This is a genomic window from Sedimentibacter sp. MB31-C6 (assembly GCF_035934735.1).
Lineage (GTDB): Bacteria > Bacillota > Clostridia > Tissierellales > Sedimentibacteraceae > Sedimentibacter.
This window is the reverse complement of the sequence record NZ_CP142396.1, coordinates 1,971,334-1,997,605: the sequence shown is the minus strand read 5'-3', so window position 1 is coordinate 1,997,605 and position 26,272 is coordinate 1,971,334. Positions and strand designations below refer to the sequence as shown.

The 26,272-nt window shown below is 30.2% G+C and carries 22 protein-coding genes; 4 read left to right on the top strand and 18 right to left on the bottom strand.

Features of this window, described 5'->3' with window-relative positions; all coding sequences use genetic code 11:
* Window positions 1-30 precede the first annotated feature (30 nt).
* The 8 genes from U8307_RS09540 to hcp all read right to left on the bottom strand — a co-directional run bounded on the left by U8307_RS09540 (window position 31) and on the right by hcp (window position 9,119).
* Window positions 31-3,297, bottom strand: a complete 3,267-nt coding sequence (locus U8307_RS09540; protein ID WP_326907330.1) for a M14 family zinc carboxypeptidase — start codon at window positions 3,295-3,297, stop codon at window positions 31-33.
* Window positions 3,298-3,395: 98 nt separating this feature from the next.
* A complete protein-coding gene (locus U8307_RS09535; RefSeq protein WP_326907329.1) occupies window positions 3,396-3,647 on the bottom strand; it encodes a hypothetical protein in 252 nt (83 codons plus the stop codon).
* Between the two features lie 524 nt (window positions 3,648-4,171).
* Window positions 4,172-5,353 carry an anaerobic nitric oxide reductase flavorubredoxin gene (locus U8307_RS09530; RefSeq protein WP_326907326.1) on the bottom strand — a complete coding sequence of 394 codons (1,182 nt, stop codon included), beginning with the start codon at window positions 5,351-5,353 and terminating at the stop codon, window positions 4,172-4,174.
* A gap of 135 nt (window positions 5,354-5,488) precedes the next feature.
* On the bottom strand, window positions 5,489-5,833 hold the full coding sequence (locus tag U8307_RS09525; protein ID WP_326907324.1) for a cupin domain-containing protein: 345 nt from the start codon (window positions 5,831-5,833) through the stop codon (window positions 5,489-5,491).
* A gap of 50 nt (window positions 5,834-5,883) precedes the next feature.
* Window positions 5,884-6,441 carry a hemerythrin domain-containing protein gene (locus tag U8307_RS09520; protein ID WP_326907322.1) on the bottom strand — a complete coding sequence of 186 codons (558 nt, stop codon included), beginning with the start codon at window positions 6,439-6,441 and terminating at the stop codon, window positions 5,884-5,886.
* Window positions 6,442-6,443: 2 nt separating this feature from the next.
* Window positions 6,444-7,055: a hypothetical protein gene (locus U8307_RS09515; RefSeq protein WP_326907320.1), complete on the bottom strand. Its 612-nt coding sequence runs from the start codon at window positions 7,053-7,055 to the stop codon at window positions 6,444-6,446.
* Between the two features lie 141 nt (window positions 7,056-7,196).
* Entirely contained in the window at window positions 7,197-7,403 is a 207-nt protein-coding gene (locus U8307_RS09510; protein WP_326907319.1) for a DUF1858 domain-containing protein, read from the bottom strand.
* A 78-nt stretch (window positions 7,404-7,481) separates the two neighbouring features.
* Window positions 7,482-9,119 (bottom strand): hydroxylamine reductase, encoded by a 1,638-nt coding sequence (hcp, locus tag U8307_RS09505; protein ID WP_326907317.1) that lies wholly within the window; start codon window positions 9,117-9,119, stop codon window positions 7,482-7,484.
* Between the two features lie 231 nt (window positions 9,120-9,350).
* Here hcp and U8307_RS09500 point away from each other — a divergent pair, with 231 nt between their 5' ends.
* Window positions 9,351-9,635: a GNAT family N-acetyltransferase gene (locus U8307_RS09500; protein WP_326907315.1), complete on the top strand. Its 285-nt coding sequence runs from the start codon at window positions 9,351-9,353 to the stop codon at window positions 9,633-9,635.
* A gap of 69 nt (window positions 9,636-9,704) precedes the next feature.
* On the opposite strand, the gene U8307_RS09495 is transcribed toward U8307_RS09500, so the two are convergent.
* Window positions 9,705-10,289: a glutathione peroxidase gene (locus U8307_RS09495; protein WP_326907313.1), complete on the bottom strand. Its 585-nt coding sequence runs from the start codon at window positions 10,287-10,289 to the stop codon at window positions 9,705-9,707.
* A gap of 568 nt (window positions 10,290-10,857) precedes the next feature.
* On the opposite strand from U8307_RS09495, the gene U8307_RS09490 reads away from it, so the two are divergent.
* Entirely contained in the window at window positions 10,858-12,207 is a 1,350-nt protein-coding gene (locus U8307_RS09490) for an alanine/glycine:cation symporter family protein (RefSeq protein WP_326907312.1), read from the top strand.
* 75 nt (window positions 12,208-12,282) lie between these two features.
* On the opposite strand, the gene U8307_RS09485 is transcribed toward U8307_RS09490, so the two are convergent.
* From U8307_RS09485 to U8307_RS09475, 3 genes are all read right to left on the bottom strand, one after another.
* The gene (locus tag U8307_RS09485) at window positions 12,283-13,905 is read right to left on the bottom strand and encodes an S-layer homology domain-containing protein (protein WP_326907311.1); all 1,623 of its coding nucleotides are present in this window, start codon (window positions 13,903-13,905) and stop codon (window positions 12,283-12,285) included.
* A 265-nt stretch (window positions 13,906-14,170) separates the two neighbouring features.
* Window positions 14,171-14,779, bottom strand: coding sequence for a 50S ribosomal protein L25 (locus tag U8307_RS09480; protein ID WP_326907309.1), 609 nt, complete (start codon window positions 14,777-14,779; stop codon window positions 14,171-14,173).
* 218 nt (window positions 14,780-14,997) lie between these two features.
* On the bottom strand, window positions 14,998-15,804 hold the full coding sequence (locus U8307_RS09475; protein WP_326907307.1) for an EFR1 family ferrodoxin: 807 nt from the start codon (window positions 15,802-15,804) through the stop codon (window positions 14,998-15,000).
* A gap of 164 nt (window positions 15,805-15,968) precedes the next feature.
* Here U8307_RS09475 and U8307_RS09470 point away from each other — a divergent pair, with 164 nt between their 5' ends.
* The gene (locus U8307_RS09470) at window positions 15,969-16,490 is read left to right on the top strand and encodes a spore coat protein (protein WP_326907305.1); all 522 of its coding nucleotides are present in this window, start codon (window positions 15,969-15,971) and stop codon (window positions 16,488-16,490) included.
* 57 nt (window positions 16,491-16,547) lie between these two features.
* Here U8307_RS09470 and cooS read toward each other — a convergent pair whose 3' ends face one another.
* Both cooS and U8307_RS09460 read right to left on the bottom strand, forming a co-directional pair.
* Window positions 16,548-18,461: an anaerobic carbon-monoxide dehydrogenase catalytic subunit gene (gene cooS, locus U8307_RS09465; RefSeq protein WP_326907304.1), complete on the bottom strand. Its 1,914-nt coding sequence runs from the start codon at window positions 18,459-18,461 to the stop codon at window positions 16,548-16,550.
* Between the two features lie 87 nt (window positions 18,462-18,548).
* Window positions 18,549-19,454: a metallophosphoesterase gene (locus U8307_RS09460; protein ID WP_326907302.1), complete on the bottom strand. Its 906-nt coding sequence runs from the start codon at window positions 19,452-19,454 to the stop codon at window positions 18,549-18,551.
* Between the two features lie 305 nt (window positions 19,455-19,759).
* On the opposite strand from U8307_RS09460, the gene U8307_RS09455 reads away from it, so the two are divergent.
* Window positions 19,760-20,815 (top strand): NAD(P)-dependent alcohol dehydrogenase, encoded by a 1,056-nt coding sequence (locus tag U8307_RS09455; RefSeq protein ID WP_326907300.1) that lies wholly within the window; start codon window positions 19,760-19,762, stop codon window positions 20,813-20,815.
* 52 nt (window positions 20,816-20,867) lie between these two features.
* Here the strand turns inward: U8307_RS09455 and U8307_RS09450 are convergent, their stop codons facing one another.
* The 4 genes from U8307_RS09450 to U8307_RS09435 all read right to left on the bottom strand — a co-directional run bounded on the left by U8307_RS09450 (window position 20,868) and on the right by U8307_RS09435 (window position 26,226).
* Window positions 20,868-21,857 (bottom strand): DUF4474 domain-containing protein, encoded by a 990-nt coding sequence (locus tag U8307_RS09450; protein WP_326907298.1) that lies wholly within the window; start codon window positions 21,855-21,857, stop codon window positions 20,868-20,870.
* A gap of 156 nt (window positions 21,858-22,013) precedes the next feature.
* Window positions 22,014-23,819 (bottom strand): FAD-dependent oxidoreductase, encoded by a 1,806-nt coding sequence (locus U8307_RS09445; RefSeq protein ID WP_326907296.1) that lies wholly within the window; start codon window positions 23,817-23,819, stop codon window positions 22,014-22,016.
* Between the two features lie 160 nt (window positions 23,820-23,979).
* Window positions 23,980-25,209, bottom strand: a complete 1,230-nt coding sequence (locus U8307_RS09440) for a MerR family transcriptional regulator (RefSeq protein WP_326907295.1) — start codon at window positions 25,207-25,209, stop codon at window positions 23,980-23,982.
* A gap of 84 nt (window positions 25,210-25,293) precedes the next feature.
* Window positions 25,294-26,226, bottom strand: coding sequence for an NAD(P)H-hydrate dehydratase (locus U8307_RS09435; protein ID WP_326907293.1), 933 nt, complete (start codon window positions 26,224-26,226; stop codon window positions 25,294-25,296).
* Window positions 26,227-26,272: the final 46 nt, after the last annotated feature.

Here is a 26,272-nt window from a genome sequence, read left to right as displayed (position 1 = left end):
TCCTTTCAATGGGATATAATTATTTATATTTTACTTTAAAACATCTATTTCCAATATGTCAGATAGCGGTATAGCATTTTCCCAGTTATCCCAAACAAAAGCCTTTACTTTATACTCACCTGTTGTAGGAATTTTAAATCCAGTAGTAATTCTTTCAACATCTCCAGGATTTAAACTTTTGTTAATATATGAATAATTAATCATCATATTATTTGTTTTATTATAAAGAGCAACGATCAATGTTGAATCTAAATTATTATTAGCATTATTTGTTATTTCGACAGTAACATCTGCATCTCCACCAAGTTTGAAAGAATCACTTGTATCAATAAATTCTATCCCTAATCCATGTTCCTTACCACCACTTGCACTATCATAAATTGCATTTGCAAGCATTCTGTATTGATGTGATGGATGAGCTCTATTTGCTATATGATTAGCAAACAATGTTATTTTTGCATCTCCAACTTTGTCCTGAATGATATATGGTTTTCCTTTTGCAGCATCATGACCTGGCCACCATCCAGCTTTGTAAAAATCATCTGAATCACTTAAACTAGCCAATATTGTAGATGTTTCTGGAACAGTTTCTATCCATGAACCTGACTTGTTATATAAAACATCATTTTCATTATAGTTTCCAGTTATAACACTGTCAGTGTCTATAACTGCTTTTAAAACTCCTTCATGGCTATATCCAGTTCTGCCTCTTTTAAGTCCAGGAAGAAGTTCAGCTCTCTCAATAGCATATATTGGGTTGCCTCCAACACCTATATAAGATGTACCTTCTAGTATAGCTTCATGCAATTCATTGCTTAAAGCACTACTTGAAGCATCCACAATTACACCTGCATTATCAATTGAATCAATTAATTTAAACCCTAACTGTTGTTCTAAGACATATATCAATTCATTTCCAATCGCTGCTATATTAGGTTGTTTTAATAGTTTAAGGGTACATTCTTCAGTGTAAGGTAATAATACTAAGTAGTATTTATTTTTGATTTCTCGAAGATCTTCTTTATTTACTACAAAATCACCTTTTTTGATATTTTCTCCTGTCGAATACACTAATTGAACTTGCCTATTATTGGCAAGGAGTTCGTTTACTGCCCTAATTGCATCATTATTTGTATTTCTAATTACAAGTTGTTCTTCTTCACAAGAAATATCAGTAGTTGGTATAGTTACTTCATTTATACTTTGAGTTTTTCCCTTAAAAGCATCTTTAACTCTAACTTCATATTTATCAAACCCTCTTAAATCAGGAAATGACATTGTAACTTCCGCATACATAGCATCCCAATCAGAAAAGTCAGAACCATCATATAATACAGAATTTGCTAGACCACGCTTAGCTTGACGCATTGGTATTACAAATGTTCCTGATGGATATGTTACATCATCAATTTCTAAAGGAGTGATAACCTTTTCAACTTTAATGCCATTTCTCAATAAATATTGAATCATTTCATATGCTGCTAATGAATTTTTCTGCAAATTATTATCTATAGGTATTACAAAATATTCAGGGAAGAAATTTTCGTTATCTCCTCTAGGTCTTCCGATTACTTCACGTTTAGAATTAATTAACCACTCATCCACATTATGTGAATCAATACCTTCAATACCTCTTTTGTAAATTTCTAATTGATTTAAGAATAATTTTTCTTTATTTTGTAATGCATAATGTAATGAACCAAAGCCAGCATACATAAATGCATCATTGGATACTTGATTCAATTCGGGTATTTCAATTGTATGGCCCAAAGCTCCGTGCATCATTCCAAATACAGCTGCATACATTGGAGCTCCATCATCCCAACCAGAGCCATAATCATACATTGGTATAATGAAGCTATTATATTTTGTGTTGCTTATGCCTGCTCTTCCCATAGCATAAGCATGGTCTATCATACCTTCCATTAACAAATCATATTCAAAGTTTGGATCATGAGGAGGTGTACATGGCTCAATTAAAAATTGAGAAACAAAACCATGAAAATCATTTATTATCATCGGAGACCATTTAGCTATCCTTTCAGTTACCTGTGCCATCTCCACTTGTGTTTGATAGCCTGGATCTCTGTTAGGGTCAAATCCATGTACTGTTTCCCTACTGTTATAATATCTACCATCAGGATTGTTATTCAAGCTAAATAACACTATATAATTATCCAATAAATTCTGAACATCCAAAGTTGCTGTTCTTATTTCAGCTTCATTTTCATTTCTTAACTTATCTTTGCCTTCAACATCATCTAAGTCTTCAAAAGTATCAAACGATATTGTTTCCTGAGTGGCCAACTGTTCCAACATATCAATCTGCGCATCAACGCCATTAGCCTCATCAGAGTGTATATTATTAAACCAAATAACTGGTTTGTATTCACCTGCCATACCATCATTTATACTATTAATAAATGAAACAGGATCCTCTAACATCTTAGGTAAAGTATCATTTAAATATGTATTCAAATCATCTTTTTCTCTTGCAAGTATTACAAATGGTATATCCCTGCCTTCAAATGATTTACCAATTGGATCATATTCTAAATATCTGTCTTCTTTAGCAATTTCAATAATTCTATCAATATCTGATAATATTTCATCATATGTATGATATGAATCATAAGCATTTAGTTTCAAAGCAGTTTTTACAGTAGTATTCGTAAATTTATCAGTAACTGCTAAATTATATTCTCCAAGCAATTCTGGAAATACTCTTCTTGGATATGGTCTTCCTTGTAAATTAGTTGTTTTATAAGGTAAATCACATTGAATAATAGCTCTTATAGTGTTATCTTGTATATATGGTTCTACTTCAAAGTAAATAAATGGATTTCCAGTGTATTCACCTGTACTACTTTCAAATGTTTTCCATTCTTCAAATAAAAGTCCTCCAAAAGTCCATTCTAAATTCTCTAAATCTGGAGCATATCCAACTGTTACAACTACTTCAACTTTCCTTGCCTCTGACATTGAAAGAAGATTAGTACTTGTAGTAATTCCTAAAATAGCAGTTCCAGTTACTGCTGAACCTGTAACTATTTCACTTTCTACTAGTGATGTTGATATGCTTTGTATCCCATAATTTTTTTCTTCTGCTTCCTCTTGAACTTGTACTGCTCCAAAAGGATTTTTATATTCAATTGGGTCAAAGGTTATGTCTTGTTCACTATAAGTCCTATCACTATCTAGATAGACAGTTGTTGGTTCCACAGCATAAACTGATGGGACTAACATTGATAACACCATTGCAATTGAAATAAATAGCGTCAAACCTTTCTTTAACATATAGTTCCTCCTTTATTTATTATTCAATCAGTTGTTAAGCAACTAATTAATAATTATCTCTCTTAACAAAAAAATAGGGAGTTTGTACATTAATATCATCATCCAAATAAACTTTCCCCCTCAATTTTCCAGCCCCCAAAATCTGACTTTAAAGTGATTACAACTATTTTTCTTTTTTGATGTACTTCTATTATGCATTCAATGAAAGCCAAATTTTTTGCTCCTTTCATTTCGATACTAGTAACTTCAACAAGCTTACCTAAATCTATATCAAAATCAGGATGAATAAGAAAATAATTCAAGGGTACTTTGCGTTGAAATAATGTGTCTAAGTAACTGTATAATTTCAAACGGTCTCTATTATAATAAGAATCAAAAAAAGTAAATACAATTTGTCTTAAATCGCTATATTGACTTCATCCATTAGTAAGATTTTTAATTTTTTTCATATACACACCCCCATTATTATAAATGCTATATAAACAAATTCCTAAAAAGAATAAAAATACTTTTCTTATGGTAACTGATATTTATTATAATTGACTTTTTACAAAAAATCGGGCGAAGTTTGAATAATAAGTAGCTTATTTAACTATTTTTTTATACACATTTTTACATATATTGTTAAATTTTTATTGTAAATATCAATCTTCTATTACTTTCCTATTTTATTTGTCAAACATCATTATTTATAAATTTCTTTTATATTATACAAAGATAAGTAATTTGAAAAACATATTATTTAAGTATCGAAAGCAATTGCCTCACACCACTTCAACGAGGTGGGGAAATCTTCACCTCGTTATAATTTAAATAAATAAAAATTCCTCTTATTAACGACCGAATAAGAGGAATTAATTATACTATTACCATTTTAATTTTCTAAAATACTTTCACCAAATTTTCTACATCTATCTAAAGCTTCATCATCTGGCATCCATAATTCTCTAATACCATCTGAAATGACTTCGAATTTAGCTTTCTGCAATTCTTCAGTTATAATTTTAATTGATTCACCACTCCAACCATAACATCCAAAGGCAGCAGCCTTTTTATTTATAAACTTAAGACCCTTTATCATTTCTAATAAACCAGCCGTAGCTGAGAGTATTCCATTATTTATAGTAGAAGATCCTACTAATATCATCTTAGATTTAAAAATTTCTGTGATAATATCATTCTTATCTCTTTTTGCACAATTATATATTTTTATAGCAATATCATCGTCTTTAGCTTTTATTCCTTCTGCAATAGTTTCAGCCATTCTCCTAGTTCCATTCCACATAGTATCATATATAATTGTTATTTGATTTTCTTGATATCCTTTTGCCCATTCAACATATTTATTTATGATTTGAGATGGATTGTCTCTCCAAATAACTCCATGACTTGGACATATCATATTAATAGGAATATTTAATGCAACAACTTCATCTATTTTATTTATTACAAATTTACTAAACGGAGTCAAAATATTAGCAAAATACTTAATAGCCTCATAATATAATTCATCATTATCTACTTTATCATTATACATAAGTTCTGAAGCATAGTGTTGGCCAAAAGCATCATTACTGAAAAGAATATTTTCTCCTGACATATAAGTCATCATTGTATCTGGCCAATGAAGCATTCTTGCTTCAACAAAAACTAGTTTATTTTTGCCAATATCTAGTGTGTCTCCTGTTTTAACTTCTACAAAATTCCAATCTTTATGGTGAAGACCTTTTATTATTTTTACACCATTTTTTGTGCAATAAATAGGAGTATCAGGAATTTCTTTCATCAAATCTGCAAGAGCTCCAGCATGATCGACTTCAGAATGATTCATAATTATGTAATCAATCTTTTTTAAATCAACCTCATTTTTTAAATTTGCAACAAATTCCTTTGAAAAAGGTTGCCAAACAGTATCTATTAAAACTGTTTTTTCATCCTTTATTAAATAAGAATTATAGGACGATCCTTTATGTGTAGAGTATTCATCTCCATGAAACCTGATTAACTCCCAATCAATTTTACCAACCCAACTTACTGTATCTGTAATTTTAAACATAGATATTCCTCCTTTATTTATTTTTTTCTGTATTGTTCATTACAATATTTTATCTTAAAGCATATAGCTATGTAAAATTAGCTCATCTTTTAAGATATGCTCAGGCTAAGCCTATCTTATAAAATGAGCTTGATTTCATCCTATTTCTTGTGAAAATTTAGTGTTATTTGGCTTAGGAGTAACTGTTACAAAAATAGACAAATCCTCTTCTACTTTTGGTATACCAAATTCATCTTTTCCTTTTGCAAGTACTACTGAACCTTTTTGGATTCTTTGAACTTCATCATTTACCTGCACTTCACCTTTTCCTTGAAGTACTATAAATGATACTGCCGAATTTTCATGTTTATGAGTTGATAGTGTTTGACCTGGTTTAAAGTTCAATACAAAACTTAATACTTCATCATCATTAAATAATATCCTTTTTGTGAATTGATTATTATTAAATACTATACTTCCTTCTACATTTCTAAAATTCATTATTTCCTCCATATTTTTTATATAGTATTTGCAATATATATAAAATTATTTTAAGAAAGATATTTCTTTTCTAAATTTGTTAAAATATCCAAATAGTATTTTTGTATGCCCTTTTCTTCTGCTTCTTTTTCAAAATTTGCAGTTTCTCTATTTATTTCATCAATAATTTCTTTTGAGAGATTATTTTCTCCATATTTATAAACTGCAACATTTTCTTTTTCAATATGTCTGGTTAAAAGATTAGTATATCCAACTGCATAACTTATTACATCAAGTTTACTTTCTTCATCTCCACTTTTAACCCTGTTCAATGCATCTATTAATTCACTCATATGCATTCTACCGTAATCATGCTCTACAAGCATTCCATGTGTAATTAAATTTTCTCCTATTCTTCCTAAGTTTGATTGCATCTTCTTGAATAGAAATTTTTCTTCCTTTCCATGATGATGATCATCGGCATATTTTTTTATAAACTCAATTATCTTATAGAAGTCATCGTAATTTATTTCATCACCTTTTAAAATTCCATAACAAGCTTTACGAACGACTTTTAACATACGACTGATATTTTCATGTTCTTTAACCATTAACTCAATGCTATTCATGTTTATCTCCTCGATATTTTACTTGTTACATCATCTAGTTTTTCATAATTAATATTACTATTACTTAACAAGCCTTTAACAAATTCTTCTCTTAGTTTATAATAATTTGCTACGTCTCCTTCTGCAGCGTCCCAATATTCATGATGAACGCATACATTTCTTTTCCATATTATTTCATCATCTTGTTGTTTTAAAACAACATTAGCATGATCGCATGGCATTCCATCTAATAATATATCATTAATAGCTTTAAATGCATCATTTAAACTAGTTTCTTGATTTATATTAGTTACCCTCGTCGCCATATTTTTAAACAATATTTTAAGTTTTTCAATCATTTCCGGTTTTTTATTAAGCATCTCTGTAACTACATAAGCTAATTTATATTCAACCTGTGAAACCCTCTCTTGCAACCAACCATGTATATTTGTAACATCTATAACCTCTTCTAAAGGTTTCAAATTTCCATCACCGAATTGTTCATATAAATTATTTCTTAAATCTTCATTTAAGTTTTCACTTTCTGCTAAACTTATAATATCTTCTACTATATCATTTTGTATTTTGATTTTATTGTATAACCAAAAATGTATTGGTCCTAAAAATGCGCTCATATTACCTCCATTATTAAATGTCTTTTTATAAAATGAGCATGAATTTCTCATGCTCATTTATATTATATCAATATTACGCAGTCTCATTCACTAATTTATTCGCTCCTTTGTCGCATAAAATGGAGTTAGACATGCGCAGTCTTATTCAGCAGATTTCAGATATTTATTCAACTCTGCAATTAAATCATCTGCTTTAAATCCATGTACCATTGCAGCTTCTTCAATAGTTTCCATTTGTGAAGATGGACATCCTAAACAATGCATTCCAGCCTTCATTAAAATTTCAGCTAATCCTCTATCAATTTGCAATACTTCTCCGATTACCATGTCTTTAGTTATTTCTTTCATTTTTTTCAACTCCTTTTTTCGGGGCGCTTATAATCGTCCCATACATTGATTCGGTACGCATACAATGCGTTTCCTACATTATCCTAAGAATATTTTTAAATCATCTTCTACAGTACCAATTCCTGATATCCCAAAGTTTTCTACTAATACATTGGCAACATTTGGTGATAAGAAGGCTGGTAATGTTGGTCCTAAATGGATATTCTTTACTCCAAGATATAATAGTGATAACAATACAATAACAGCTTTTTGTTCATACCAAGCTATATTATATGCTATAGGTAATTCATTAACATCTTGTAATTCGAATATCTCTTTCAATTTCAAAGCTATTAAAACTAATGAGTATGAATCGTTACATTGACCAGCATCTAATACTCTTGGAATTCCCCCAATATCACCTAAATCCAATTTATTATATTTATATTTTGCACAACCTGCAGTTAAAATAACCGCATCTTTTGGTAAAGCTTTTGCAAATTCTGTATAATAATTTCTTGATTTTGCTCTACCATCGCAACCAGCCATTACAAAGAATTTCTTTATTGCACCTGACTTAACGGCATCTACAACCTTATCAGCCAAAGCAAATACTTGTTCATGAGCAAAACCACCTACTATTTCACCCGTTTCAATTTCTGTTGGAGCTTGACATTTTTTAGCAAGTTCAATTATTTCAGTAAAGTCTTTTTTATCTCCGCTTTCACCTGCTATATGTTTGCATCCTGGATATCCTGCTGAACCTGTAGTAAACAATTTATCTTTATAACTGTCCTTAGGTGGTACAATACAATTAGTTGTCATTAATATTGGTCCATTAAAACTTTCAAATTCTTCCTTTTGTTTCCACCATGCATTACCATAATTACCAACAAAATTATCATATTGCTTAAATTCTGGGTAATAGTGTGCTGGTAACATTTCTCCATGTGTATAAACATCTATTCCTGTTCCTTTTGTTTGTTCAAGAAGTGCCTCTAAGTCCTTTAAATCATGACCTGAAATTAATATACCAGGGTTTTTCCCAACGCCTATGTTTACTTTTGTTATTTCAGGATTGCCATAAGTGCTAGTGTTCGCTTTGTCTAATAAAGCCATTCCATCAACACCAAACTTACCAGTTTCTAAAGTTAAACCTATTAAAGCATCAACTGATATAGATTCATCCAATAACTTAGCAAGAGTACTTTGCATAAAAGTATTTACATTCTCCTCATCATATCCTAATGCATTAGCATGCTTCATATAAGCAGCCATTCCTTTAAGTCCATATGTTATTAGTTCTCTTAAACTTCTGATATCTTCATTTTCTGTAGCTAAAACGCCAACTGTTCTAGCTTTTTTATCAAATTCAGTATCATTTTCTGAATCCCATAATGCTGCCTCACTTAAATTTTCTTTATTATCTAATTTAGTTAATAAATCTCTTTTTACATTTAAAGTCATATTAACTCTGTCATAAAATACATTATTGTCAAAATTTGCATTTGTTATTGTAGTGAATAAGTTTAGTGTTACTAAATGATTAATATCTGCTTCTACTTCCTTGCCTTCAGCTCTTAATCTAGTAGTTATCTCTGATAATCCTTTGGTTGTATAAATTAACAAATCCTGCATTCTTGCAACTTCTGCTGGTTTTCCACATACACCAACTTTTGTACATCCAGTACAACCTGCTGTTTCCTGACATTGATAACAAAACATTGCATTTTCCATTATAATTCCTCCATAAATTTAATTTTCTTAATTGCTATAGTTAAATGATAAATGAGAATTACAATAATTTATGTAACATATGTTACATAAATTATTTTTTTTTTACTAATTGACATTACTCAAATAATGTTGTATCGTTTAAATTGCATGAGTTCATAAGAAAAGAAATATAATAATTATGTGTAATCTAACTAATATTGATAAGTAAATTAATTGAAAGGAGTTTTTAAAATGGATTTTAAATATGAGGAAAATAGAATTTATCTTGAATCTAGCGATGGAAAGTGTATTGCTGAAATAACATTTCCTTCCATCTCTAAAAATGAGGTTAATATTAACCATACTTATGTTGACACATCACTCCGCGGCCAGGGCGTGGCAAATAAGCTAATTACTGCTTTAGTTAATGAACTAAAAAAAACCAACAAAAAAGCATATGCTACTTGTTCATATGCAATAGATTGGTTTGAAAACCACCCTGAATTTGATGATTTGTATTTAGAAGATAAAAAATAGTATCACACTGTAGGGACGCATTGTATGCGTCCCTTGGTATGCATACAATACATACCCTACAATGCTAAATTATATACATCCATCAGAAAAATCTGAATGACATACAATTTCAACATTTTCATTCTCAGTTAATTTTGAAATATATTGTTCAATTTCTTCAGGTGTAATGTTAGGTGCAAATCGGCCAACAACATTTCCTTTTTTATCAATGAGAAACTTAGTAAAATTCCATCTAATATCATTATTCTTAATATCAGGTGTATATTCATTTACCTTTTTATAGAAATCAAGTGTATCTTCATTTCTAAATTCTTCTGCCGTAGTCTTTAAGTAATTATATAAAGGTGCTTCTTTTTCCCCATTAACATTAACTTTAGAAAATTGTTTAAAACCCACACCAAAATTCAATTTACAAAATCCTACTATTTCCTCATTAGTTCCTGGTGCTTGCTCTAAAAACTGGTTGCTTGGAAAATCCAAGATTTCAAATCCTTTAGATTTATATTTTTCATAAAGGCCCTGAAGTCCGTCGTATTGTGGTGTAAAGCCACAACCTGTTGCTCCGTTTATTACAAGCAAAACTTTTTCTTTATATTCTGATAAGGATACATCTTTACCCTTAGCATCTTTTACTACAAAATCATAAATTTTCATTCTTCCCTCCTATATGTTAAAAACTTATATAATATAAATACCCTTAAAATAATATTTTAAACATATTTGTTATAATATCAAATCGTATAACATTAGATAGCATATATAGAACTGTATACAGTGTATAAATATTGAAAATAAAATAACAAATTTCGACATTTTTTTAATTTAAAGCTGTTTATAATGCATTTTTTCTGTAATATTGTTGAAAAATGTAGTATTGTATTTTGTTGCAAATACAACATTTAAATTATTTTATTAAAAAAATGTAAATAACACTTAATTTATATGACTATTTCTTTATATCGTATCTTTCTATGATAATAATATTTAAAAAAACTTATGTTTATGAAGTTTATGTCATTTATTTTTTATTGAAAATATTTTCTAGTTATGCTATAATAAAATAACGTTATCATAAAACTGTAATTATATTTTTTAATATGTGCACTAAATACTTGATCTCATCTAACTTATATTTTAATAAATTTTATATTAAGTATTTGGTTAACATAAATAACTAGATAACTACTAAGTTGTTTAGGAAAAAAGAAAATGGAGGTATTATATGGATTTTATTATGGAACTCAACTCAGCTGTTAACAACTTTGTTTGGGGACCACCTATGTTAGTATTAATCGTAGGTACAGGTATTTATTTTACTCTAAGAACCGGATTTTTCTCGGTTCGCAAATTAGGTTACATCCTAAAGAACACTCTTATGAAGATGTTTGCAAAGGATCAAACAGGTGAGGGAGAGGTTACTGCGTTCCAGGCTGTTGCTACTGCCCTTGCTGCAACAGTTGGTACAGGTAATATTGCCGGTGTTGCCACTGCTATTGCTTCAGGTGGTCCAGGTGCGGTCTTCTGGATGTGGTTAGCTGCAATATTTGGAATGACTACTAAATTTGCAGAGGTTGTACTAGCTATTAAGTATAGAGAGAAAACTGAAGACGGTCGTTTTATAGGTGGACCAATGTACTATATTAGAAATGGTCTTGGTTGGAATTGGTTAGCAGTAATATTTGCTGTATTCGGTGCTCTAGCTGCCTTTGGTATAGGTAACATGGTACAATCTAACTCTGTTGCAGCTTCACTTCAAACATCTTTCAACCTTAATCCATGGATAACAGGAATTGTACTAGCAGTGTTAACTGCACTTGTTATTGTCGGTGGAATAAAAAGAATTGGTGCTTTTACAGAAAAATTAGTTCCTTTCATGGCTGCAATTTATATTTTAGGTGGTTTAATAATAATTATAGTAAATGCTTCTGCAATTCCTACAGCTTTCGCATTAATATTTAAAAGTGCATTTACTGGTCAAGCAGCAGTTGGTGGATTTGCTGGAGTTACAATAGCAAATGCTGTTAGATTTGGAGTAGCTCGTGGTGTTTTCACTAATGAAGCCGGTTTAGGTAGTGCTCCTATTGCCCATGCTGCAGCAACAACTGACCATCCTGTACGTCAAGGTCTTTGGGGCGTATTTGAGGTTTTCGCTGATACTATATGTATTTGTACTATTACGGCTCTAGTAATCATAACTTCTGGCATATGGGAAACAGGTTTATCTGGAGCAGAACTTACTACAACAGCCTTTGGTGCATCTCTACCTGGCGGTGGATACATTGTAACTATTGGTGTAACATTATTTGCATTTTCAACTATAATTGGATGGGAATACTACGGCGAAAGATGTCTTGAATATCTTGTAGGACCAAAATCAATAATGTTCTATAGAATTGTTTGGATTCCTTTTATAGTAGTTGGAGCTATTGGAGGACTAGAACCTATATGGGCTTTGGCAGACACATTGAATGGTTTAATGGCAATTCCTAACTTAATTGGATTGTTAGCATTAAGTGGAATTGTTTTGAAGTTAACAAAAGAATTTTTCTCAAGTGAGAAATCTAAATTATAATAATACTGTACGGGACGCATTTTATGCGTCCCGTTGTTTTAAAGATAAGATGTTATATCCTTCACTATCAAATTATTATTCTACAGTTATTTCAATTGTACCCCCATATTCTTCTTTGTCATCATCTAATATTAAATAATCTATATTTACAACGCCATCATCTTTAGGAACAAATGTCAATTCATCAATATCATATAGCCTATATTTTTTATCTTCTTCAACTAATTCATATTCATCATCATATTCAATGTATACTCTACCATCTTCTCTTTTTGGGATTTCAAATATTACATATTCAAAATCATCATAAATATCCTCTTCAACTGATTTTTCTAATTTATAATCAAAATCAAAACTAATTTCTTTATCTTCATCTGTTTTTAATTCAATAGTATCGATAACATAATCGTCTTTTACTTCTATACTAATCTCACCAGTGTATACTTTATCATCCTCATCATAAGCTTTATATTTTATAACGACAGTTCCTGAATAATTTTTATATGGAACAAAAGTTATTTCATCTATTTTATCAACTTCATATTTTTCATTTTTATCAACTTTTACTTCATCATTATCATTGTCATACCATAAAGTACCTGTTTTATAACTTGGAAGTGTAAATTTTACATACTCCATATCTTCATCCGTTACTTCTTCAAATATTTCCTCGAAGTCATCTTCATCAAATGTCACAGGAGTATTTTCTGTAGTAGTGTATTTAATAGTATTTAAATAATCTTCATCTTCTTCTACATTAATAATAATTAACCCAATATAAGAATCACCTTCATCAGTATACGCTTCATATTCTATTTTTACACTACCAAAGTAATTTAACTTAGGAACAAATGTTACATCAGAAATTTCCTTTTTATCATTATTATCTGCATAATATCTTGTGCTTTCTGTAACCATTGAATTGTAATCTTCATCAACATCATAATCATAATACAATTTACCATATCTTACAGATGGAAGCTCAAACTTAACATATTCTAGACTTTCACCTTTATCTTTTCTAATTTCTTTAAACACTTTAACAAAATCATCAGAATCAAAATTTATATAGTTATTTTCTTCAACTTCATAAACTATATCTTCTGACTTTATTTCTTCTTCATTTTCGTCGTCATATACCTCACCAGTAAGAACATAATATAGCATTAAAGCAATATCCTGTCTTGTTGCTGAATTATCTAATTCAGCATCATCAAAAAGATCCCTTAAGTCAACATCATATATAGTAACATTTCGATTTGCTACAGCAGCTGAACGCTCAATTAATAGTATAGCTTCTTCAACTGTAACATGTTTATTAGGGTTGAAAAATTTGCCATCTCCTCTTGCAATACCGAATTTTTTTGCTACAGAAATTGCATTATAGAAATAACTGTCAATATCTACATCTGGAAAACTTTCTTCAAAGTCTTCAATCGTAGTGCTTAATTTAAAAGCTCTAACTATCATAACAGTAATATCTCCACGCTTTACATAATCTACATAACCAAAGTTACCGTTACCATAACCCTTTATTATTTCATATCGCTTCATATATTCAGCAGCTGTATTATAATTATGTTTGTTTCTTAGAAATTTCTTATATTGTCCTGGGGGCATTGCAAATACAGCAGATGTCAACATCAAGCTTAGTGCCATCACTAAAGCAATTATTTTTAAAATACTTTTCTTTTTCATTATTTCCCTCCATTATTAAATAAATATTAACGTTTTGTTTTTTATAAGTTTATATACTTACTATATTATGCTAATTAAGTTATTATTATCACCTACCCCCATATAACAATTATTTTAGTATTTTTTACTTATACATTATATAACTTCGTAGATTAAAAAATAATTTTCAGGGTAGTTATCAACAAAAAAAAGAATAGTTCCATTTTAGGAACAATTCTTTTTATATGTAATAACACTTCCATACATTGTAGAAGTTGTCGCTTCTTTATAATTCGTTTTCTACTTCACTTGCCTCGTCTGTTTCAGTTTCTATATCAGCTCTCTTTGGCTCATTAACTGAAACAACAACTTGTTCAAGATCTATTTCTGGTATTATTCCCTCTGGGAAAACAATATCAGAAATACAAACAGTTTCACCAGCATTCATATTAGTAACATCTACTTCAATTTCATCTGGAATATCCTGCGGAAGACCCTTTACTGGTATTATATCAATTTGTCTAACTAACAACAATCTTTTTGACTCAATCCTCTCAATACCTTTAAATTTAATTCCAATTTCAGCTTTGATTTCTTCAGTCATTGAAACTCGTTGAAAATCTACATGTACTGGAGAGCCCTTTACAGGAGATATTTGAATATCTTTTATCATTACAGTATAATCATTTCCTTCGTCTATAGAAAGATTAAAAATTGCATTTTTTCCATGACTAGTAATACCTTTTCTAAGTTCTGATTCATTCACAGTTACTGATATAGATTCCATACCTTTTCCTGATATATTACCTGGTAATAATCCTGATTTTCTTAACTTCTTATTAACTCTACTGTTAACTATTGCCCTTTTTGTTACTTTAATTGTTCCTGTTTCCATATTTATTCCTCCTCATATTATTAATTTACTTGTAATTTACTTGTTAATATTAATTTGCTTATAAAAACATTTATTATTCAACAAACTTACCTATATACTAAAAAATAAATTAAAATACATGATTTGAAAATTCATTTCAAAAACATTATATTAATTATACCTATGTTTCCCACAAATGTCAACCTAACCAAATTCAATAAGTATAGTTAAACTTTATTCTAAAAGAACAATTCAGGCTCTCTTCTATTTGAATATTTTATTTCTAACTCAATTTTATGTTTAATATAATTTTCATCATCGAAGAACTTTGCTTGTGTAGGACAATTTTTTACACAGGCACAACATTTTATACATATGCCAATTAATTTTGATACATTATCAAAATTAATTGACCCTACTGGACAAATTTCGGCGCATAACTTACAATCAATACAATTCTCGTTGGTTTTCGGTGTAATTTTCTTAAAATCAAAAGAATGACCATTTTTATCTTTAGGCTGATAATACGGTCTAATAGGATTCTGCCCTGGAACCTTAACATGTTTAGAAGGTACATCATGTAAAATCTCAGCAAGTTTATGACCAAAATGGTATACCTTATTCATATCCTTATTATCTGGCCTTCCTTTAGCTAAATTTTTAGAAAAAGAATGTTCTCCTATAAAGGCTGCCGCAGCTATAACAGTAAATCCCCCTGAAACTAAAATGTTTTTTAATTCAATTAAAGCGTCATCATAGTTTCTGTTTCCATACACTACAATAGGAATTGCTATGGTATCATCACCCTTTATTGTATCCAAATATTTCAACAATATATTTGGAACCCTACCAGCATAAACAGGTATTCCTATTATTAAAATTTCCTTTTTACCAAAGGTTATTGATTTTTCCCTTATATCTGGCATAGTAAAATTAATATATTTTATATTCGTTTCTTTATCATTTGATAAAATCTTAGCTAAACCATTAACAACTTTCTTAGTTGTTCCTGTTGGACTGAAATACATTATATTAATATTACGCATATTGTCACCCCTTTTATTAAATGTTAAACTATTATATTATAACTATGATAATACTATTTTTTATATAAATCAACTTAAACAAATATATGAAAGCAATTTAAAAATTAATAATTTTAAGAATATATATTTTTTTTTTGAAAACAATAGTAACGGAGGTGTTGAATATGAATTTTACAAATAAAGAAAGAATGCTATTAGAAGATCAAAAATCTCACGAAGAAATATGTATTCAAAAATATTCTAATTATGCAAGTTTAACAAATTGTCAAGAACTTAAGAGTATATTTAAACAAAATGGACAAAAAGAACAAGAACATCTAAACACAATTAATCAATTGCTAAATGGTCAAGTACCTTCTATGAATCAGCAAGGAGGTGGAAGTCAGCAACAACAATCTCAAATGCAACAACAGCCTCAAATGCAACAGATGCAAGGTTCGAGTAGTTTCAAGCCACAAAGTAGCTCAACTAGTAGCTCAACTAATTATAATAATTCAGACAAAGATCTTTGTACTGATATTTTAATGACAGAAAAATATGTGTCTGGTGCATATGACACTGCCATATTTGAATTCAAAGATCCTCAGGTACGTAACATATTGAATCATATACAAAAAGAAGAACAGCAACACGGAGAATCAGTATTCAAATATATGGAAAGTAAAGGAATGTATCAACCACAATAAAAAGCGGCCTAGGCCGCTTTTTATTATTCACGATAATAGCGTTATACGCTAATTTACTTAATTTAATCCCATTTTTTGTCTTTTCTTAATTATATGACTTTCAATATCTATTGCAGCTTCAACTGGATTATCTCCAAGTGCTACCTTTCCTCCAGTTAACCCTTCAACATCTTCTGTAAGAAGTTTTACTAAATTAGGCGCTCCCGTTATAAATGGTGTAGGAGACAAATGAGTATATGCTCCATAGGCTACTGCAAATATACCATCAATCGTTGCTTTTTGCTCCATCCATTCGGGGGCAGTAACTGCAATAGGTAAATCTGAAATATCCACATTTAAATGATCCGCTAAAGCTGTTACAAGCATTGATATTCTACCTGTATCAGTACATGTGCCAAAACTTAAAACCGGAGGTATTCCTAAAGCTTTACAAACTCCTTTAAGTCCTTCTCCTGCCATTTCAATCGCATCGAGATTACATAGTCCAGCAACTTCTAAACCATGATTACCACATCCACCTGCTACTACAAGGATATCTCTTTTTATTAATTCTTTTGTAATATTTACTGTATTCCAGTCCTGAGGTCCATTTCTTAGAGTTGAACAATTTGCCAAAGCAACAATTCCTTTTATTTGTCCTTTCACAATAACATCAACTAATGTATTTAAATCGTTTCCGATTGCTTTTAAAACTGCTTCAGTAGAAAAGCCTGCTATAGCTTTTCTCTTATGTTTAGGAACCATAGATTCTATTTTACCATGTCTTTTTTTAAAGTTCTCTATTGCTATGTTAATACAACTTTCTGCCATTTCATCAGCTTTACCAGGATAATATGGCATTTCATGTTCAGTGCCTGGCACGCCTATTATTGTACTTACACTAACAAGGGCAACTTGATATGTTTCTGCATATTGGTCTATAGCCGGTGGAGAACAATTTTCCTCCATGACCAGAGCGTCTACTGTTCCTGTAGCTAGAAATGGTTCAATAGCTAACCAATTTCCCATAAGACCAACAAAAACATCATCAACTTCAAACCTTTGCAGCATTTCCTGACCAGTTTCTATTGAGCCTACAATATGAATTCCTTTTGCCCCAGCCTTTTTTGCCATTTCTTGATACTCTTGTTTTTTTGCTTTTTGCAATGTAGCAACACCTATCCATGGCTGATGACCATTAAATGCAATGTTCACATAATCAGGATCCATTATTCCCAAATCAACATCAACTTCATGGGGCATAGGTGTGCCAAATAAAATATCCTGTGTCATCTCTAATCCAATTTGCGCGGTATAAATTGTTGATAATCCTAAACGCAATGCCTTTTTAGCTAATGATACATAATCCCCATCTACATTAGTTAAACAACTAGCAATACTATTCTCAACTTCATGCTGAACTCCAGAAGGGTAAATGTGTAAATCTTTCCAAAGGGGTTTTCTTTTTTTTGGAGCAAAAACCTCAACCATAATACTACTTTGATCAGGATTAATTTTCATTTCATTATCTAAAAGTTCAGCTAATTGTATTGCCATTTTATTTGTATCTTGATTAGTATTGATACCGGTTTTTTCACACATCCATTTCAATTTCTCAGTATCTGTAATTCTAAAAGGTGTATTACCTTCCCCAGTAGCTTTTAATGTTCTAAAAGCTTCAAAGGCATGATGAGCATAAGTAGCAGCACCCATAATATTTCTCATTAGAAAATTACGCATTGCCATTGCATCAGCTCCAATACCACAAACTCCTTTTTCCGCTCCAGCTTTATCACTTAATCTACAGGGACCTTGTGTACACAACTGACAGCTTACTCCTTGAAGACAAAAGTTGCAACGTATCTTTTCCTGTTCACTCCATCTTGAAAAAACGCTTGAAAGTCCATCATCTCTAATTCTAATTAACATTTCTTCAACTGAATCATGATAACTTACACGACCTTCAGGCTTCTCTAAAATATTTCCAGACATATATTCCTCCTGTTATTTCTTAAAAATATCTATAGTTTAGTATGAACATATTTATAGATTAAATTCAATATAACCCTTTTTTTGTAATTAAAATTGTACTGATTTATTAAAATAATCCTTTATTCGTCTTGGTCCTGCTAATATATCTTTTGATATTATTAAGTTATTCTTTTTATTAGTTTTAATACTCCATTTAATAAGGCATATCGATCCATCTGATATTTCAATTCCAGTAATACATCTAGGATGAACACAACTACCATCATTAAAATATGGAGGTTCCCCTATTTCAGGAAAAAATGGTCTATGGTTGTGTCCTGCAATTAACATATGGTTCTCTCTTATAACCCATTCTGTAAGCTTTTTTGCTACTAAATATTTTTTCTTGTAGTTTTTAGCCGTTCTAGTTACATCTTTTACTCCAAATGTCTCTAAAGGCTTCCAAAAATATCTAACTAATAATCTCGCTAATCTCCATAATTTATAATTAAGACAATCTACTTGATGACCATGTATTAATAAAATCTTATTTCCAGTTTCTTTATGTTTTAATACTATACCCTCATGAATTTTTACATCATTAAATAGCAAATAATATTTGTTATTACGTTCATAGAAATAATATGTTAATTTTTTTTCAATAAATTTAGTGTTTTTCTTTAACATATCATGATTTCCATAAATAAAGTATAATCTTTTTTCTTTGTAAAACTTTCTCAGCAACCAAAAAATATCACTATGCTCTTGTATAATATCTGTAATATCAGAATTCTCCCATAGTTCATCACCATCACCTAATTCAATATAAGTATAATTTTCTTTATAGTAGTAATTTAATGCTGCAAAATAAATGTTTTGGTTATTTGAAAAATTATCTTCCCACCCTCCAGTACCTCTATGACAATCACTCATCAAAATAAACTTAGATGAGTTGTCAAATACTATTTCTTTTGAGGAAAAAAATATATTATTAATTCGATTTAACACATCCATATATACACTTCCAATATAAACCTTTATAATAGATTATTCTGAAAATATAAATGGGGAACATCTTATCACTTTGTATTTAAGTGTTTATTAATAATAATTATTATGTTTATTTCAAAATTTTAACATGTAGAATATACCAAATAAATGAAATTTATCATATTCTTGACAATGGACGAGCAAAGAAGTAAACTATAATTGACAATAAATTATCATTTTATTGATAAATATTAATTAGTGCATTAAGGACTTCTATAACAATCGCTAATTAATAAATTTATATAATAAATTTTATAGGAGGTTTAAATATGAAAGGCTTTGCAATGTTAGGAATTGGTAAAACAGGTTGGATTGATAAGGATTATCCTCAATGCGGTCCCCTTGATGCAATCGTTAAACCTATTGCTGTTTCTCCATGTACTTCTGATGTACATACTGTATGGGAAGGCGCTATCGGTGAACGTAGTGACATGATACTTGGACACGAAGGTGTTGGTGAAGTTGTTGAAGTTGGTTCCCTTGTTAAGGACTTTAAAGTTGGAGATAAGGTTATAGTTCCAGCAATCACACCAGATTGGAACGCACTTGAATCTCAATCTGGGTATTCAATGCATTCAGGTGGAATGCTTGCAGGTTGGAAATTTTCCAATTTCAAAGATGGAGTTTTCGGTGAATATTTTCATGTAAATGATGCAGATGGTAATCTTGCAATTTTACCTGATAATATTAATCCAGCAGATGCAGTTATGTTAAGTGATATGGTTCCAACAGGTTTTCATGGAGTTGAATTGGCTGATATACAATTCGGTGATAACGTATGCGTAATAGGTATTGGACCTGTAGGCTTAATGGCTGTTGCAGGGGCTGCTCTTCGTGGTGCATCTAATTTGTATGCTGTAGGTTCTCGTCCAAAATGTGTAGAAATTGCAAAAGAATATGGTGCAACAGATATTATTAACTATCGTGAAGGTGACATTGTTGAGCAAATCATGGAAAAAACTCATGGAAAAGGTGTTGATAAAGTAGTTGTTGCAGGTGGAAATGTTGATACGTTTATTCAAGCAATTACAATTTTAAAACCAGGTGGAAGAATAGGAAATGTTAACTACTTAGGTTCTGGCGATTATATAAAGATACCAAGAGCTGAATGGGGTTGCGGTATGGGTCATAAAATAATAGCAGGTGGTTTAATGCCAGGTGGTCGACTTCGTATGGAAAAACTTGCCACATTAATGCAAACAGGAAGACTTGATACCAGTAAACTTCTTACTCATAAATTTAATGGTTTTGACAAAATGGAAGAAGCATTATTACTTATGAAAAATAAACCAAAAGATTTAATTAAACCTATTGTTATGATATAATATCCAAAATTTTAAGGGTAGAATTTTTATACTACCCTTTTTATTATACTTTTTATAGATATTTTTTAATTTTCCAATAATCCTCAAATATTGATTCGCTTTTACCAATCATTAAAAGTTTTACCAACATATTAGGATCATATCTTTGAATAGCATATATTTTGTCTAATACATTATTATAGCCATACGTTATATACTGATATTCTTCGCACAATTCTTTATTTTGTTTTTGAGCAACATGTTCAATAAAAGCATTTCTACTATAAGGTTGCTTTGTACGAGGCTTATCAAATCTTAATTTAACTGAATTCCCCATTACAAATATTTCTTCATCTAAATAACCTGCATTTTTTAATCCTTTAATAAATTCATTGCGCATTATTTTATTCTTTAAGGTAATTTTCAAGTCCATTGTCAATTCCCAAGGTTGAGAAAATTCACCTAATTTAAAACCTGTTAACCACCAATGAGTATCCTTTCGTTTAAACATTCGCTTACCATTCTTTCTTAGTATACAAGCCATTCTTAATAAATCATCATCACTTACACTATCGTAGAAAGTACCATTAAAAAAGATTGTGTCTAAATCAGGGCCAGTTGTTGAGTAAACTCCGATTTCACAGCCTGTAGTCATTCCATATTGGCCTTTCCAAAACTCTATGAGCCATCTTTTATTATCGTACTCAAAGTAAATAGGCTCACAATCTATAATCATATTAAGTGGAGCAGTAGCTTCATCATAAAGGCGACAATAGCCCATTTCTCTTTGCCAAGCATTTATATGCGAATAGAAAATATCTTGATTTATATCGTAACAATAACCTGCTGTTTCTGTCAATTCATTAAGAGAATCATAATCGATTACATCATAATAATTGCTATTTATAGACTTTTTACTACTTTTTTTCATCCAATCTACTATTTTTAGAAAAAAAGAAGATTTATATAGAAAAACACCAATGATACATAAGATTACTATGGTAATGGGTATAAAATTACCTTCCTCATATACAGTAAACATATTTTTAATATACGAAAACATATAACTCACTCCAAATATTTTTTAATATATAATATTCGTTATAACCTATATTGTCCGTAACATATGTAAAAACGACCAATTTTAAAAAATCAGTCGTTTCAACTTTATTTTATATACATAGATTTTACATTTTTAATAATATTACTAACAATCTAATTATTTTAAATTTTGTGCAGCATGTTCACCTGCTATACGTCCACTTGTGAGTGCAAATTGTACTGCGCTTCCAGACATATAAACTTGATTATACATTACTTTGTTTGCGCATTCTCCACCAGCATACAAATTCTTTATAACTGAGTTATCTTCACGCAATACTTGGAAATTTTCATCAGTTTTTACTCCTGCAAATGTACCCATAGTCTTAGGATAAAGTTTAACTGCATAGTATGGAGCTTTTTCTACAGCTACTAAATACTCCTTTTCCTTGCCCATTTCATCATTATCTGTTTTAGTTCCTTCATTATATGAGTTCATATTTTCTACAAATGTATCGACATTAACGCCCATAGCTTCTGCTAATGCTTCAAATGTATCTGCCTTTACTGCTTCTTCAGTAGGCATAGCTGCTTCTAGAGATTCTATAAGGCTTACATTTACATCATTTGAATCCAGAATTGCCCATGTAATATCTTGCTCAACAATTTTGTTTGTTGCAATTGCATAATGCATTTGTTCATTTGCGAAACGCTCACCATCTCCATTTACATACATTTTAGTCCAATCCATACCTAACGAGCTTGTGCCGTTAATTTTGCTAGCAACACCTAAACCTATAACCCAAGGGTCTTCATATAATGCTGCTCCGACCTTTTCTGCCATTAAAATCCCATCACCTGTTGAGCCTGGAGTTGCTGCACTTAATTCAGCTGAACCTGCCAACTCTGGTATAAATCTTTCTAGAAGTTCATCATTTTTAGCATATCCACCTGCAGCTAAAATTACTTTTTCTGCATTTATAATTAACTTACCATCTTTTCCTTCTGCTACAACACCTACTACATCACCGTCTTCATTAGTTAACAATTCTGTTGCTGGTGTTTCAGTTAAAATTTCTATTCCTTCACCAAGAACGGATTTTTCTATATTCTGAATTAAAAGTGAACCACCCTGTACATCTCCATCACGTTTCGGGAAGTGAATTCTTCTTACTGGATCAAGTCCAAAACCTTCCACACTACCATATTCGTGACCTACATTATCTACTAACCATTCTGTTGTTATAACTGCTTCATCCATAAACTTATCTACGAAATCATAGTCTGGATATATACTGTCAGGATTACTCGTTGCTTGGCGCTCTTTCCAAAGATCCATCCATGACTCTTTTGAATCCTCTATTCCTTCTTCTCTTTGGAACCTTGTATCGTTTGCTGAAATTCCACCACCTGACAATCCCGTAGAGCCTCCTATAGATGCAAGTTTTTCTAATACTATAACATTTGCATTATTTTCATGAGCTGAGTAGGCAGCAGCTAAACCAGTTCCACCAGCACCTACAATAACTACATCAGTGTTTAATTCAGTTACCGTTTTATCCGCTTCGTCAGAACTTGCTTTTGCTTTAAGAGCCTCTACATTTCCACCAGCTTGATTAACACAATCTTCTATAGCTACAAGAATTGCATTAGAAGTATTTGTAGCTCCAGTTACAGCATCTACTACTAAAGTTTGACCTTCAACAACTTCTTGTGGTATACGTTCAATAGGTGCATCACTTAGTCCTGCAGTTTCACTATGTTCTAAAACTTTAACAGACTTTATTGAAGTATTATCAAATACTACTTCGACACTTATATCACCATTATTTCCTGTAGCTGTTGATGTATAAGTACCCGCCTTATATATAGAATCTGAATCATTTGATTCTGATTCGTTTCCAGCTGGTTGAGTGCATGCGACTAACCCGAATATTAAACCAAAACACAACAATAAACTTAATAATATCTTAATAGATTTCATTTTAACTCTCCCCTTAAATTATTAAAGTGCAGCATTTTAACCATTAATTTCTATTGTTTGTTAATTCACTAACACTTTATTATATTTTAATCTTTGGGGCTAAAGCAATGTCAAGTTCTAATTATTAAAAATTATCTATAAAAAAAATAAAAACCTCGTGCTAACCCGAGGTTTTTTTGCCAACTAAAATTCCTTGATAAATACTAGCACCTTTAGTGTCAATATTAAATGGATTGTCCTCAATAACAGGACCAATATCTATTGTATCCATTATAGAAATACCTGATTTCTTAAATTTATCCAAAATTATATTCTTATTTAAATAATCCTTCATCTCCTCTGAAACCTTAATATTATCTTTTGTATCTCTTTCAAAGTACGGATATGCTGCAGTATAAAGTCCATTATACTTCATTAATGGGAATACTTTATCTACCAATAATTTACCAGTTCCCATAGCATATGTTTTTGTCATCCAAAAATCAACAGCAACGTCGATAGATTGTTTTTTTATAGGTAATCTATGATAATCACAACATAAAAATATGAAATTATTATGATTATAATATAATTCTAAATTCTTTTTTAATTGTGTTATTCTATTTAAATCATAATCAATTAATATATATACTGTATCTTTAGGAAGTGTTTCTATATACTGCAATAGAAAAAAGCCAACACAATTGTCAAGTTCTATTATATATTTAGGTTCTTGTCCATATTTTTTAATATATTCAATTAATGAAGCTATTCCCTTATAAAGAAAATTAATATATCTATGAGAAGAGCTATCTAAATATTCTTCTTTAGAAGGCATCTTATTGCCATTTAACATTTTTGTACGAACACAAGTTTCATCTATGTAAATTCCATTTCTAACAATTCCTTTATAACCACATTCGCACTGAATATTTGCTTCAATAATCATATTTTTTTCTATAATTCCATCTGACAAATCAATGGTGAGATGACAAATTGGACATTCCAAAATATGTAATGAAGTTAAAGGAAATCCTAAATTTTGTCTATCATTTAATTCTTCATTTTTAATTTTATGTATTTTATCTTTTAAATATAAACTAACTTTATCATACCTTGAAATTTCATTTTCTATTTCTTTCTTTTTTTCTTCTAAAAATGTCAAGTATTGATTACGATATACATCTGTATTGGTGCCACTTAATCTTTGAATTGAAAGAATCTTCTGAATTTCATTTAAAGTAAAATCTAATTTCTTTAGGTCTATAATACTATCAAGATCTTTACTGTCAGCTTCGTTAAATCTATACTGACCTCCACTTTTCTCTGCAACAAGTAATCCCATATCTAAATAATGTCTAATCGCATCTTGGGTAACACCATGTTTTTTGGCAAATTCACCAATTCTCATTTATTACTCCTTTTAACCTTATTTTGATAACAATTATATTATTAATTTTAAATCATCTTCATAACTATCTTCTATAACTAAATTTTAATCAGCATTTATCCCTTTAAAAGCAGCTGGCAAATATTTAATAATATCACTAGCAACAAAAGAATATTCTCCTATATGTTTTACTCCAATATCACCAGACAATCCATGAATATATATAGCAGTTCTAATCGCTTTTGATATTTCTATTTTTTGCCCTATAAATGACGCAATAATACCCGTTAGAACATCTCCACTTCCTGCTGTAGCCATACCTGGATTTCCAGTTGTATTAATATATACACACCCATCTGGACAAGATAGCACTGTTCTAGCTCCTTTTAAAACTAAATATACATTATATTTTTTTGTAAAGTCCTTTGCATTATCTATAATGTTTTCCCTTACATTACTTATATCTTTATTTAACAGTCTAGACATTTCACCATAATGGGGAGTTAAGACAATATCCTGTTTATGATTTATTAACTTGTTTAAATTCAAAACATTTATACCTTCTGCATCAATTATTAGTGGTTGTGTTGCTGTTTCTAACAAATATTCTAAAATAACTTTATAACTAGATAAGTTAGTACAACCAGAGCCGGTAGCTATTACATCTGAAAAGGATATAATTTCACTATATACTTCTTTCAAAGATAAATTTTGTTCATCAAATGCATATGTTAATGCTTCAATAGACATAGACTCAACTATTGAATATATGGAATTAGGTATAAAAGCTTTAACAAGTCCCGAACCACTTCTAAGTGCACTATTTAAATTTAAAACAGCAGCTCCAGCCATACCCTTTGAACCTGATATCATACCTACTCTGCCATATGTTCCTTTATGTGAATCTCTTTTCCTCTTATTAATAATATTTTTAACATCATATGCTTCGGTTAAACTAACATTAATTTCTTTATATTGTTCAATGTTAATTGAATCTAATATTCCTAATATATACTTATTTAAATTATTAATAATCATATCAATCACCTTATAAATTATTATTAATGTTGTTGTTTATACCTCT

Excerpts from the sequence above, each read along its gene's own strand:
- U8307_RS09540 (WP_326907330.1), bottom strand. The coding sequence starts at position 3,297 with ATGTTAAAGAAAGGTTTGACGCTATTTATTTCAATTGCAATGGTGTTA.
- U8307_RS09530 (WP_326907326.1), bottom strand. The coding sequence starts at position 5,353 with ATGTTTAAAATTACAGATACAGTAAGTTGGGTTGGTAAAATTGATTGG.
- U8307_RS09525 (WP_326907324.1), bottom strand. The coding sequence starts at position 5,833 with ATGAATTTTAGAAATGTAGAAGGAAGTATAGTATTTAATAATAATCAA.
- U8307_RS09520 (WP_326907322.1), bottom strand. The coding sequence starts at position 6,441 with ATGAATAGCATTGAGTTAATGGTTAAAGAACATGAAAATATCAGTCGT.
- U8307_RS09515 (WP_326907320.1), bottom strand. The coding sequence starts at position 7,055 with ATGAGCGCATTTTTAGGACCAATACATTTTTGGTTATACAATAAAATC.
- U8307_RS09510 (WP_326907319.1), bottom strand. The coding sequence starts at position 7,403 with ATGAAAGAAATAACTAAAGACATGGTAATCGGAGAAGTATTGCAAATT.
- hcp (WP_326907317.1), bottom strand. The coding sequence starts at position 9,119 with ATGGAAAATGCAATGTTTTGTTATCAATGTCAGGAAACAGCAGGTTGT.
- U8307_RS09500 (WP_326907315.1), top strand. The coding sequence starts at position 9,351 with ATGGATTTTAAATATGAGGAAAATAGAATTTATCTTGAATCTAGCGAT.
- U8307_RS09495 (WP_326907313.1), bottom strand. The coding sequence starts at position 10,289 with ATGAAAATTTATGATTTTGTAGTAAAAGATGCTAAGGGTAAAGATGTA.
- U8307_RS09490 (WP_326907312.1), top strand. The coding sequence starts at position 10,858 with ATGGATTTTATTATGGAACTCAACTCAGCTGTTAACAACTTTGTTTGG.
- U8307_RS09485 (WP_326907311.1), bottom strand. The coding sequence starts at position 13,905 with ATGAAAAAGAAAAGTATTTTAAAAATAATTGCTTTAGTGATGGCACTA.
- U8307_RS09480 (WP_326907309.1), bottom strand. The coding sequence starts at position 14,779 with ATGGAAACAGGAACAATTAAAGTAACAAAAAGGGCAATAGTTAACAGT.
- U8307_RS09475 (WP_326907307.1), bottom strand. The coding sequence starts at position 15,804 with ATGCGTAATATTAATATAATGTATTTCAGTCCAACAGGAACAACTAAG.
- U8307_RS09470 (WP_326907305.1), top strand. The coding sequence starts at position 15,969 with ATGAATTTTACAAATAAAGAAAGAATGCTATTAGAAGATCAAAAATCT.
- cooS (WP_326907304.1), bottom strand. The coding sequence starts at position 18,461 with ATGTCTGGAAATATTTTAGAGAAGCCTGAAGGTCGTGTAAGTTATCAT.
- U8307_RS09460 (WP_326907302.1), bottom strand. The coding sequence starts at position 19,454 with ATGGATGTGTTAAATCGAATTAATAATATATTTTTTTCCTCAAAAGAA.
- U8307_RS09455 (WP_326907300.1), top strand. The coding sequence starts at position 19,760 with ATGAAAGGCTTTGCAATGTTAGGAATTGGTAAAACAGGTTGGATTGAT.
- U8307_RS09450 (WP_326907298.1), bottom strand. The coding sequence starts at position 21,857 with ATGTTTTCGTATATTAAAAATATGTTTACTGTATATGAGGAAGGTAAT.
- U8307_RS09445 (WP_326907296.1), bottom strand. The coding sequence starts at position 23,819 with ATGAAATCTATTAAGATATTATTAAGTTTATTGTTGTGTTTTGGTTTA.
- U8307_RS09440 (WP_326907295.1), bottom strand. The coding sequence starts at position 25,209 with ATGAGAATTGGTGAATTTGCCAAAAAACATGGTGTTACCCAAGATGCG.
- U8307_RS09435 (WP_326907293.1), bottom strand. The coding sequence starts at position 26,226 with ATGATTATTAATAATTTAAATAAGTATATATTAGGAATATTAGATTCA.